6 protein-coding genes are annotated in these 12867 nt (G+C 59.9%); 5 read left to right on the forward strand and 1 reads right to left on the reverse strand.

Translation table 11 applies throughout. From position 1 onward, the window contains the following. Positions 1-2: 2 nt before the first annotated feature. From RUM8411_RS08775 to RUM8411_RS08790, 4 genes are read left to right on the forward strand one after another with little or no spacing between them, the layout of a single operon-like run. On the forward strand, positions 3-2117 hold the full coding sequence (locus RUM8411_RS08775) for a hypothetical protein (RefSeq protein WP_085822307.1): 2115 nt from the start codon (positions 3-5) through the stop codon (positions 2115-2117). Beyond that, positions 2114-3172: a hypothetical protein gene (locus RUM8411_RS08780; protein WP_085822308.1), complete on the forward strand. Its 1059-nt coding sequence runs from the start codon at positions 2114-2116 to the stop codon at positions 3170-3172. Before RUM8411_RS08775 ends, RUM8411_RS08780 begins: the two co-directional genes overlap by 4 nt. 3 nt (positions 3173-3175) lie before the next feature. Beyond that, positions 3176-7030: a hypothetical protein gene (locus RUM8411_RS08785; protein WP_085822309.1), complete on the forward strand. Its 3855-nt coding sequence runs from the start codon at positions 3176-3178 to the stop codon at positions 7028-7030. After that, positions 7030-10494: a hypothetical protein gene (locus RUM8411_RS08790; RefSeq protein WP_085822310.1), complete on the forward strand. Its 3465-nt coding sequence runs from the start codon at positions 7030-7032 to the stop codon at positions 10492-10494. Before RUM8411_RS08785 ends, RUM8411_RS08790 begins: the two co-directional genes overlap by 1 nt. Before the next feature lie 553 nt (positions 10495-11047). On the opposite strand, the gene RUM8411_RS08795 is transcribed toward RUM8411_RS08790, so the two are convergent. After that, a complete protein-coding gene (locus RUM8411_RS08795; protein ID WP_085822311.1) occupies positions 11048-11680 on the reverse strand; it encodes a tyrosine-type recombinase/integrase in 633 nt (210 codons plus the stop codon). Between the two features lie 183 nt (positions 11681-11863). Between RUM8411_RS08795 and RUM8411_RS08800 the strand changes: the two genes are divergently transcribed. Beyond that, positions 11864-12820: a helix-turn-helix domain-containing GNAT family N-acetyltransferase gene (locus RUM8411_RS08800; RefSeq protein WP_234995179.1), complete on the forward strand. Its 957-nt coding sequence runs from the start codon at positions 11864-11866 to the stop codon at positions 12818-12820. The last annotated feature ends 47 nt before the right edge of the window (positions 12821-12867 follow it).

Genomic DNA, 12867 nt, shown 5'->3' on the forward strand with positions numbered 1-12867 from the left:
TCATGGTCGCGCGAGGGCGTTTCTTTCTCTATGACAGCATTGTCCCAGCGCTGGAGGCGGGGAAGTACCGGCTGCAAGGCGATCTGAAAATCGAGGCCGAAGAAGATGGCGTCGACGTAGATGAGCTGGCTGTCCGCCCGCTTCAGACTCATTTCAACGTGACGGCACCCCGATTAAAACTACCGCCCGATCAAGCACTTATGACTTTCCCGCCGGCCAATTCCGAAGGCGCTTATGAGGCCCGGCTGCCGCAGATTGTGCTCAAGAAGAAAACCCTGCCGTGGGATCGCAAGGCAGCACCAGATGAGACCGCGTTTGGAGATCAGATCACCAGTGAGCGCACACCCTGGCTGGCCCTGGTGGTGATTGCCGAAGGCGAGGGTCAGATCGAGCATGACATTCCCTGGCAGGATTGCGTAAGCGAAGGTGTCGATCTGCCCGGCGACAAAGACGTGCCGACGGCGACACGGTTGTCGGTCCCAGTATCTGTGGTTCGAAATGTTTTCCCCACGGTCGAAGATTTGCCGCTTTTGACCCATGTGCGCGAGGTCAATATCGACGATACCGAGGCCGCGATGGGTGATGATGATGGCTTTCTGGCGGTGGTCATTTCCAATCGCATGCCTCAGTTCGATCGCGAGAATTGTCGGCCCAAGGCATACACGGCCTGTCTGATCAATCTTGAAGGTCAGCTGGGCGAATTGCCAGAACCCTTGCCGCCGCGCAACTTTTTTGACCTCTCGGACCTGGTTTTCAGTACCGAGCTGACAGCCGTGAACGCCGCGATCTCTGATGGTGCAGCGATACCGCTGAAAGCGGTGCCAGAGCCGCGCAACCTGGATGTGCGTGACGGTGACGCCATGGCCGAAGCGATCCGACGCGGCGAAGTGGTGTTTCACGACGGGGCGCTCTTCGACCGGGCCAGCGCCAATGAAGACGGCGTCAGCGCACTGGGACCCATCAGCTCGGCGGCGATGCTTGACGGCGATTTCAGCGCGCTGGAAAGCGGCGCGTTGGAGAACAGCTTTCAGGTGAAAGGCGTGTTTGGTGGCTTCTCCATTCCGCCACAGGTCGTGTTTCAGGAACGGATACTACGGTTTCCTGTACTGACCTCCTGGCGGTTCACCTGCAGTGGGGCCGGTAGTTTTGAGCAGCTGATGCGGAATCTGGATGTCGGGCTCTTGGGCCGGCGCACCGGCAGCGGTTTTGCGCGACCTCTGGCTGACTGCACGCCTGATCGCGGCGGCGCGGATTCCGGCGCGGCGCCATCCACCCGATTGCCTCTGGACGTGGCGGAAAGCGGCCATCTGACCCTGCCGTATCGAACGCGCGTCGGAGACGGTGAAACCGCTTGGTACCGTGGCCCGTTTTCACCGGTGCGGGTGCGCCGTGACATTCCCGGCGTCGGTGATGACGCGTTGGCGCATGTGAGCGACCATTTGCGCCTGATGACCCCCAGTGGAGAGGAAGACGTCTCGCTGGCAGTGGCGTTTGAGACCGGGCGACTTTTGGCGCTTTCGCAACCGTCTTTCATCGCGGCGCTCAAACGTTGGCGGGCCGAACGGTTCGGCGCCGCGCGCGCCAAGACAGGGCTCGATTTTGCGGTGGTGGGAAATCTTGGCCTCTTTGCCGGCGGCGTGGCGACCGTCGATCCAAGCGTTTTGGAAAATTTGGTCCGAGGGCGTTTCGCGCGGGCCCTGGAAGCGGATTTGATCCGCGTCTTGGCAGAGGCGCCAGAGAAAACCATTGCCACGCTCCGGCCCCGGGTCGACGCCGGAAACCCCGTGCCCAACCTTGAAGGTGATCCGCTGGAGTTCTTGGTTCAGGGGCTTGAGTTTGATCCAGGGGTGCTTGAAGGGCTGAAGGCGCGGCCCACCGATACTGCCTCGGTGACGGCGCTTATGGCCGCGAAACCCTTGGTTTCTGGCACTGGAGAGGTGACTCTGGACCGTAGGCTTGAGACTGAGCTGGTCGATACGCTGGATGTCGGGCTCAAACAACTGGTGGAATTTGCCATCGGTGCTGATGCGCTGGCCAGTGGCGATCTCGGTGCGGTTGGTGACATCGATGACCTCGATATCTTTTTGGAAGACCGATTGGAAAGGAACCGACGATGAGCCTTAGTGAGACCCTTGGGGTCGCCCAGGCACGTGCCGCTCTGGAACATGAACTCTTCCTGGCATCACCTGATGGCGAGACGGTGGCCACCGACAGCGTGTTGGAGTTTCTGGCGCGCCTGCGGATGTTGGAGGGTGTGCCGTTTAACACCCTTGTGCCCGATGCGGATTTTCTACCCGTTGAATCCATCAGGTTCTTCTATCTCGATCGCGCGTGGACGGATGCGCTGGTGCAAGGCGCGTTGAGTGTCGGCACCGCCAATTCGCTGGAGCGGGCACAGTTGGAAAAGCTCTATCCCAAGATCGAAGAAGAAATTGACGAGGCAGAGCGCCGCGTCCGATCACCCGGTTCGGAACCGACGCTGACCGGAACGGCCGGGGTTGTGACCGGGTTTCTGATGCGGTCGGCGGCGGTGGCGGGTTGGCCGGGCATGCATATCCGCGCCTATGACACGGAACCTGCCGATCATGACGAAGAGGTTCTGCCCGAATCCAATTCGGACCGGATCAAGCTGCTGCGCCTTGAACGGCTTGCTCCTTCGGTAATTTTGGCGCTTTTTGACGGCATCCCCAACGTTCTGCACATCGAAGAGCCGCGGCAGGGCCTGCAATTCGGCGTGCGTCTGGAAGAGCAATCGTCCGGCCGGTGGCGCGCATTTGTTCCGGCGCGAGACGTGCGCACGGCCGGTTATGTGGATGACGCGGGCGCGCCTGTCGTGCCGGACGAGGATGATCCGACCGCGCCATCGACCCTGGCCGCACAAATCCCCGTGCGGTTCCGGCGCGGCGCGGCGGGCGTGCTTGATCTGTCCAACACAGCCCGGGCTTTTGCGGACGCGGATGGCACAGGTATGACGGCGCCAATCCCGGGCGAGGATTTCGGCGAAGATATCGATGGGGCAGAATTTGCCATGCAGATGCTGCGGTTCCCGTACCGCCAGGTCTTTGCCCAAAGCACAACCACGCCGCAATTTCAGGATGCGGCCTTTGTTCCAAATGTAGCGGTTGTTGCAGATTTCGAAAACATCTTGCGCCAGCGCCTGGAAGAGGATTGACCCATGGCCGACCCGATCGATCCAAGGTTAATGCAAGCACTTCTGGCCCGCCCGGCCTGGAGCATGGCGGTGCATTTGGGCGATACGGCTGTCAATCGGCTCGACCGGTTTGCCATACCACCGCCTCCGCCGCCAGCGCTGGTCGTGCCTGTTGATGTTCGAGCGCTTTATGTGCCGGCGAACCACAGTGAAGAATATGTGCGCCTGCCAATGGAATTGGGCGGCCCGGCCAGCGAAGAAGACATCCCCACACCGCCATTCTCGGACCCAGAGGAACGGGCGCCGGGTATCCATCTGCACTGGGCGTTGCCCGATGGCTTGTTGCAGGGAGAATTGGCGGATGACGACGAACAAGGCTTGCAGTTGCGCAGCCTGCCGAACCGCTGGCTTGTGGTGCGCATGACCGGCCCCGCCAATTCGGCGCTGATGACGCTGAATGCCTGGGTGGTCGCGTCGGAAACCGGTCAGGTTTATGAGTTGGAAGATTTCCCGGAGGGCCCCAGCCTGGGCGATGGTGACCAGCTTGATCCCGAGGCGCTGGACGGGGTTGTGGGCGGATCACCCAGCTGGACGGCTGGTTATGATGCCACCCGCAACCGGTTTTCGTTTTTCGATCCGCTTGAGGGTGTGAATGCCAACACCATCACGTCCCGGTTGGCGAGTTATGTTGTGGTCGGCTGGTGGTCCGAGCGCGCCTCTGATCCGCTTTCGTCCAGCTATTGGCCGTTTTCGGTGTCGCGTGTGCTCGACTCGCTGGGCTGGACCGCGTCGCCCGCGCCGATGGACGGGGCCGTTGCCCAACAGGTGAGCGCGGTTAACGCAGTGAACAATCAGTTTATCGCCCAGCGTCAACAATCAACCAATGATACGGGCAGGGCGGATGCTTTGGGGGTTGCCGCGGCATCGGTTACCTCTGATCTGCGCTTGACCGAGGTTGCCTCTGCCCTGGCGTTCTCCAGTTCGCAAAGTGCCTTGGCGACCGGATATGTCGCGGCGCGGCCGGAAATTTTGACCGTTCCGTTGCATGTCGGGCAGTTTAACACGCTGTTGCATGGGTCCGTTTTTGGTGTCCGGCTGACAGGACCTGTCGGCAAGGATCTGGCGCCGCGCAGTGAGGCCATAGAAGTCGCGCTTGCCCCCACATTAGAGCGATTGATCGCATCGCAGGTGTCCAAAACTTTTGGCCTGGATGACAGCGATGAGCTGGAGTTCTCAGAAAGCCTTTTGACTGCCGTGGCCAACGGAATGATCCGCCGGCTGGGCGAGCCGGATGGGCTGGTGGCGCTGGACGAAGCCGAACACGGAGACGGGTTCGAGGCGTTTCGCGGCACCGAATTTTACGAAGATGTCATCGTCGAACGGCGGCAAGCGGATATACAGGCAGGCCGTCCGTTGCGCACCAAAACGGCACGCCTTGCCTCACCGTCTCCGCCTGAGGCCGAGGTCATGTGGCTGGGCGCGCGACCCGGCCGCACAGATGCGGGTCGTTTCAAGTTACGCCAGAGCGCGAAACGCGCCAAGGACAAGCGGTTTGGCGTTGACGATGGCCGCGAAGGTCCGGTCACCAGACGCATTCAAAGACCCGCGCCGCGTTATCATCGCGCCACCGCGCCTATCCTGGGCCTGCGGAATTTCAAACGCTCAAACCGATTTAACGACGGGCGGTTTTCGAGCGACGGTAAACTTGAATGCCTCTGGGCGCGCGAATTGCAGGTCGCCTATGGCCGTCGGTTTGTGGCACGAGATTACCTTCCCGATCTGCCCAACCGCAGCAATTTGCCCCAGCTGGTCCGGCGCCTGATAGAGAATAGTTTCCTTCTGGATCCCTACCTTGATCCGTGGAAGCAAGCCGCCATCCAGCGCCGCACAACCAATAATGCAGAGGCCGTCGCCGTGCAAACAAGGCTACGCGGAGAAACCGCACTGCGGTTCACAAGTGACGGTGTCTATGATGGAACGCCCGCCCTGGCCGCGACGGCCCCGCCCCATGCCCAGGGGATCATTCGCGACGAGTTGCTGCGCCATTCTCTGGCCGAAGGCCGAGAGCCAAGCCCCGTTGGGGTGACCTCATGGGCACAACCCTGGCTGCCGGTCTGGCTGGAATGGGAAGCGCGACTGGAGCCGGGAAGTGATCTGGCCGGCTGGTCGCTTGGACGGATCGAGTTTGCGGGGCGCTCTGAGGGTGATGGCAGGGCATTGGTCCTGCGCGGCCGGGCACCGATCACCGACGGCCTGCACGATGCCTGGAAAGCGCTGATTGCCGATTACCTTGATGCGGAACACGAACGCGACGAGGACGAACTGGGCGAGATTTCGGATGAACACGCAGCGCGCCTGGCGGAGTTAAAAGTGTTTCTGGAAGATGCCGATACCGGCTCGGTAACGCTGGACCAGCTTGGCGATGTTTGGTTGGGCCTGGAGCCCGCGCCAGATGGGCAAGAGCGCGAAGTATCCATGGTCGTGCCTGAGCCCTTGCGCGACGCCGGGTTGCCGCGCCTCATTGCCAGCGGGCGCATCTCTTTGCTGCGTGCGCGTGTCATCGATTGTTTTGGCCGCTTCCGAGACCTTGATACCGAACGAGTGGTGCGCCCGCATGCGCTGTCCAGCAAGGACGAAGATGGCCGTCCGGCGCTGGAATTGCCACCACGGCTTTCGCTTCCGGCCAGATTGATGTTCCGGTTTGTTGATCCCGCCGATGCCTCTGACACGCCCGCCGAGGCGCAGCTTGACCAATCCGACCCCTCACGCGGTGTGAACCCCATCGCGGGCTATATCCTGCCGGATTTCATCGACGAATCCGTCGAGATGTTCGATGCGGCGGGTAATCCATTGGGTGAGTTGCTGCAAGATCCGGTGACCAACGGGCTGGTCTGGGAAGGTGCGGTCGGGCGGCCCGGACCTGCGGTGAATGACCCGCAACAAGACCTGCCGCCTGCGGCCCGCGTGTTGGGCGAGATTGCCCGCGGGATGATCGATGTGGACGCCCTGCGCCTGCAAAATCCCGATCTGGTTGATGATGAAAGCGCGCTGTCGGCCTTTTTGCGTGCCGTCGATACGACGATGTGGGGGGTGGACGAAGCACAGGTCCAATCGGACGCAACGATTGCGGGCCTGGTGGGCCGCCCCGTGGCAGTGGTACGCGCCACGCTCTGGCTGGATATCCCGACGGACCTTTCGAAGATCGATGCCTTCGATGAGACGGCCATTGGGCTTTCCAAACTTCTAAGCGAAACGGGTGTCTTTGAGGCTGTCAAATCCCGGGCTTTTGAGGTCGCGTTGGGTGAAGTGGCAAAAGGACATGATGGGCTTTACGGCTATTTCGTCGGCGATGATTTCCGCCGCTTTAGGTTGATCGAGAAAACGGTGGCGGAACAGGCACCCAGGACCGGCGCAGGTCGCGGATTTCGGGCGGTTCTGGGGTCCGCAACCTTGGCTCAGCCCTCACCGCTTTCGTCGCCCTATATCGAAGGCGGTGGGCGTTTGAACGTGCATTCCGGTCAACGGGTCCAACTGACACTGCTGATGAACCCGGCGGGGCGCGTGAACGCCACGACGGGCATCTTGCCGCGCAAATCTCTGGAGCTTTTGCGCGATTGGGTGGCGCCGGGGCTTGAACGGATTGCCCCTTCGGCCCGAATAGGCCCGGTGCTTATCGACCCAGACAAAGTCCGGCTGCCAAAGATTGCGGCCTTTGGCAAAGACCAGCGATGGACCCGCCGTAACACGCCGATCACCTGGCGGGATGACCCGATACTGGCGGCAACCCAGGCCGCAATTCTGCCGGATGGACCCGTCTCGGTCGAGGAAGGATGGATTCGCATCGGCGAAGGAGGAGACGACAAAGGAGGAACGGGTTGATGGCACGATATGACTGGCCCCCCGATCTGCGCAAAGTGCCTGAAACAGTGGCAATGCGCGCCGAGGCCAACAGCGCACGCGATGCCGATACTGCGGTGCCTGGTGGCTTGGGCGATTTGGACGCGCTTGGGGATGTCGTCACTGCCGGTTTTGAAGCCGAGCGCCAATGGCTGCCCATGGGCCCCACGATCCTGCGACAGAGTACAGGCACGGGATCTCCGACCGTAGCAGGCCGCATCCGTGACCTGGCGGTGCACCCGGGTGGCCAAAGAGCTTACGCAGGGGCCGCAAACGGAGGTGTTTGGACCACGCAGGACGGCGGCGCGAGCTGGGACCCGCTGGCAAGCTGGGCCCTTTCGGGCGCGACCAGCCGGGACGATTTGATCCTGACGGTCGGCGCCCTTTTGGTGGAATGGGGTGCAACCGCAAATGACGATGTGATTTATGTTGGCACCGGCGAGTTGAAGCCAAGATTTGCCCCGCGCGCTGGCACCAAACACGGCGGCATCGGTGTGTTGCGGTTAAACGGGACCGTGGGGGCCACGCTTGCCAATTTGGGGACCAACCGGTGGCAGCGCGAGGCGGTCAATCTGATCGGGATGGGTGTCTATCGCCTGGCCCGCGATCCGGCAACACCGCTGACCCAAACCGCGGCCGATACCGCCCGCATCGTCGCGGCCACGTCGCATGGTCTGTTTGTGCGCGACGGGCCATTCGTTGAAGACGCCACCTGGACCTATCAAGACTTTACTGGCGGCCAATTTGGCCGGGACATCGAAGGGGCGTGCACGGACGTGCTCTGGACGGTGCAAGGGTTATTCGTCGCGCTGATGGGGGTTGGCGATGCGGTGGATGGGGTCTGGCATTCAACCTCGGGGCCCACGGGGACGTTTCAGCGCATCGAGCCGACCGATTTTGAGGCTGGCAACCGCCTGGTTTTTGCAGCCTCGCCGGTCGAGCCGCGGCGTATCTATGTCGCTGGCAAGAAAACGCAGCCTGTTGTGGGCAAGGAAGGACTTGCAGCGGGGTGGCTGATCGATCTGACGCATACACCGGCAGGTGTTGCAGGCACCCCGGTCGCGGCGGTGCCGATCGCCAATTGGCCCTTTGGCGTCTACACCGCCAACGTGACTTTTGATGGAACCAACTACCTGATCAATAAGCCGGACCAGTCACATTTCGACAATAGCCTTGCGGTTGTTGATGATGGCTCTGGCAACGATGTTGTCTTTGTTGGGGGGGCAGGCAAAGGGGGTGAGGCGCATATATACCGGCTGCCAATCACTGGCACCGCGGCTGCGGGCGATCTGGACGCAGGGTTCACCTTGGCGAACCAAGCCAGTGCAGGCACCACAGGTGTGTCCATCTCCGGCCCGCCGGTCAGCGATCCGACCTATGTCGGGGGGGGCATCCATTCTGATGTCCATGCTCTGCGGCCTGCGGGCGCTACAATTTGGGTTGGGTGCGATGGGGGTGTCTATACCCGCCCCGATACCGCCAGTGGCGGCGGGACATCGCGAAATGTCGGCCTACCCACGCTTGAGCCTGGCTATTTGCGCTCGCATCCGACGCTTGATGAGCACCTGATAGCAGGGCTGCAGGACAACGGTTTTATCGAGCGCGTGGGCGGTGGACTTTGGCAGCGCCGGGACAGTGGTGACGGCGGCGGCTGCGCCTATCATCCCACCCAGCCCAACCATGTGGTCAAACAGTATATCAATGCGGACTGGGACTTTATTCCGGCGCGTCAACCGCGCGGACCCGCATTGCGCCGCGCCTGGAATGCTCTTTGGCAAAAAGAAAGGGATGAAAGTTCGATTGCAAACTTCTATTCCGGGCCGCTGGCTTTGCCGGGCAGGAACGCCAACATGGCGCGCCTATTCATCGGAACGCATCGAATCTGGATGACCGACAACTGGCGCGCAGGCGGGCCGCCAAGCACAGCCTGGATGACCTGGAGAACTCTGCCCTCTGGCAGCGATCCGCATACGACGCAATCTGCGACCATTCCAGGAACAAATGCCGGCAATGACATCAATCAGGACCGTCTGACCTACAACAACCAATGGGACCCCGTTGCAGTGATTGAGGTGCTGAATTCCGGGAACCCGTCAACCTCGGCAGGAACCCGCATCGCGGTCCTCAGCAAATATACCGTTCGCGTGTTCGAGTTTTCAGCAGCGACGTCGAGCTGGACCTCGCTGACTGACGCGATCGTCAGCGGAGAACGGCCCTCGGGCACATCAGCAGGCGACGATGAGCCGGACCCGTTTCTGGAATACCTGCCTTATAACGACGGGGTGGTTTGGACCGATCTGGCGCCGCATACGGATACAGCGTTCTATGTTGCCACTTCGGGGCGCACACGACGCAATGAGAGCGGCGGATTGGTGCCCGATACCGATTATGACACGCTTTGGTGGTACAATGGCAGCGGGCGCTGGTACCCAACCGGTCTGCGGACAACCCCGCCAAACGCGGCCACCGGACGATCCGGCACGCCTGCGTCGGTCCATTCCGTTTTGGTTGACCGTCAAACGCCAAATACTGTCTGGGCCGGAACCCGTATCGGCGTGTTCGAAGGGCAAATTGATACGTCCGGTGAACACCCGTCCTGGACCTGGCGCCCGATCATGGAAGGCCTCCCGCAAACTCTGGTCGAGGATTTGTCGCTGTTCCGGTCTGGCACGGACGCAAACGCGCGCGTGTATTTGCGGGCAGCGCTGGTATCGCTTGGGGTTTGGGAGCGTGACGTCTCGCCAACCCCACATACCGTGGGGCGCAGCTATATTCGTGCCGTGCCCATTGATGGCGGTCGAGGAGAGCTTCCCGATCCCGTCTTTGAACCCATGGCAGCGCCGCCCGGACCGGCACTGGCCGTCGACAGCAGCCCTGACATCCTGTTTTACGCAAATAGTTTACCGAGCGGGCCGTGGGACGAATACTTCTTCTCGACAGCGACTTCTCAGACCACCACGATCGAGCAAAGCGACATGGATTGCCTGGTCCAGATTCACCACAGACATGTCACGCCGCTGGATCCGAGCGGCATGCGGGTCAATCTTTTCGCCCTCAGTCACCCGACCGCGACGCCGTTGAGCGGGATCACTGTCGACGCCAACCTTCGCAACGCGCTCATGAACGGGGTCAACGGTGCAACGACCCCGCGCCAGATCCCGCTTGCGACGGCCGGATTGGCGCTGCAACTGATTGAGGCAAAAAACCCCAGCGCCCCGCTGAGCTTCCGCCGCCCCGGTGTGGTAAATTTTGATTTCGTGGATCTCACGCGGGTGTCTGGCGAGGCGACGCCCGACATGGTGACCTTGATCTCGATCATCGATCCGACGAACCATCCCTTCACCGCGGCCGAGATTTCGCCCCGCGGCAGTGAAACCACCATCAATCTGGATCAGGTTCTACGCCGATCAGCCTACGTGGCCGCCCGCAGGTTGACGCGCAGCTGACGTCTTGTTTTCCGCCACAGAACAATCGCCGGATGCACCGGCATTTGCGTTGGTGCAAGTATCCGGCAGGGTTCCGTTGCAAAGTTTAGGGTGGTTCAGAAAACCGCTTTTGTGTCGATGGGGTAGGCAGCCAGTCCTGCGCCTGGTTTTGTTGCGAAGTTTCTGTCTAACATCAGATCCCTTTGATTCGCGCGTCACGATTGACCCACTATCGTGAAAGAGCCCTTTCCTGCCGTTCCCGTTCTAATTTACTGCTGCGTTTGCATTCGTCAGATTCGGGTTGTATTGCAGAGCTTCGAGGTTCGGTTGGCGAATTCACAGGACGCGGACCGAGCCGCCCCTGCGTTTTCGGGTGTTTGCTGAGGCAGCATCCCCTCGAATTTGCGGCTTACTCGTTGTTGCGTTGTATCCGATTTCCGCGTTGCGGTCATCTGGGCTTCTTGAAATGCTGCGGTATCGACCAACGTCCGCTATGCGGGTTGCGACCGCAGCATTGGGGCGGTGAGGCGAAGAAGGTCGGCTATGGGCCGCCCGCGAAGACGGCCCCTCCATTCTATATCTCAGTGGCTTCTGCAATGGCCAAAGCGTCTTCCAGCTCAACGCCCAAATATCGAACAGTACCGTCCATCTTGGTATGTCCCAACAGGAGCTGAACGGCCCGCAGATTGCCAGTCTTTTTGTAGATCTGTGTGACCTTGGTGCGCCGCATTGAATGCGTACCATAGGCTGTTGCCTCAAGACCTATAGATGTAACCCAATCGCGAACGATCCGTGCATATTGGCGCGTTGAAATGTGTAACCGCTCGTGGAAGCGGCCTGGCCACAGAAATTCAGAGCCAACCATAAGAGGGTCCTCCATCCATTTCGCAACTGATGCTCGAGTGCCTTCCGAGATTTCAAATCGAACTGGCTTCTGCGTCTTGCTTTGCAGAACAGACGCGCGTTCTTTAATCTGACCGGACGCCATCACATCCACAACTTGCATGCGAACGAGGTCACAACCTCGAAGCTTGCTATCAATTGCCATGTTGAAAAGAGCGAGGTCTCTGTGGTTTTCGGCGAGTTCAAGGCGAACTCTTATCGCCCAGACATGTTTCGGTTTCAGTGGGCGTTTCTGTCCGACGATCCGGCCCTTGTTCCAAGCAGGGCGAAGTGCGCGAATGGCAGGTAAATTTGGTGTTTCCATGACTGATCCTCCGATCCGCCATGCCCTCCCAGAACGACAACCCGACGTTGACACGCCACGATACCATACAAATGCTGCGTGGCCTCCGAGGCCAGCTGTGAGCTCCAAAGTGCCGGATTGTTGCAACGCGGGGAATGTACGTTGTTACTAGCAGGTTTAAGATTTTAGTTGTATAATACAACCATGAATCACGCACTCATAACGCCCCGTATCGACAGAATGCGCTCTGCTGCACGGAGCATCGTGCGCGAGCTTGGCTTTATGCAGAAGGGATTGGCGGGCACAGAGCTATCTCCCTCGGCTGTGCATACGATTATCGAGCTTGGTTATGGCACAGTGGAAAATGCGGGCGATCTCGGCAGGCTTCTTCACTTGGAAAAATCCAGCATCAGTCGCCTTGTTCAAAAACTTGAAAATGAGGGTTTGATCGAAGGTGGACCTCACCCAAGCGACAAACGATCCCGCATACTTAGCTTGACGCCAAACGGAAGAAACCTGCTCGGCGACGTCGAAAAATATGCGCGGCGGCAACTTCGTTCAGCTTTGGATGTGCTGCCAGCAGACGATGTCTCGCAAATCGAAACGGGGCTTATCTTGTTTGCAAAGTCTCTCCGAGCAAAACCTGAGCATGCCTCGGGAGTTGTGTCAGGGGTGGAGTTGCATCAAGGCTACCGTTCGGGCGTCATCGCATCGGTTGCGTATCTGCATGCCTCATTCTACTCGCAATACTACTGGTTTGGCTCGGTTTTCGAACGAAAAGTTGCAACTGAAATGTCCGAGTTTATGGGTCGGATCGATAACCCGATGAACACGACCTTTTCTGCCTACTTAGGCGATGAACTGCTTGGATCGGTTTCTCTTGATGGTGAGGATTTGGGCGAAGGAACAGGTCATCTGCGATGGTTTATTGTCAGCAAAGAGGCGCAGGGTATGGGTATCGGGAATCTTCTGATTAGCAAGGTTACAGCGTTTGTGGATCAATACGCCTTTGATCGCACGCGGCTCTGGACGTTCAAGGGATTGGATGCTGCGCGCCACCTCTATGAGAAACACGGGTTCATGCTGACCGACGAAGCGACTGGCACCCAATGGGGGACAGAAGTGGTTGAGCAGGAATTTGTGCGGCAACACGGCGGCTAACGAAGCGGCAGTGGCAATGTGGGCTGATGATTAGGTGGCCCATTCAA

This window comes from Ruegeria meonggei, from assembly GCF_900172215.1.
GTDB lineage: Bacteria > Pseudomonadota > Alphaproteobacteria > Rhodobacterales > Rhodobacteraceae > Ruegeria > Ruegeria meonggei.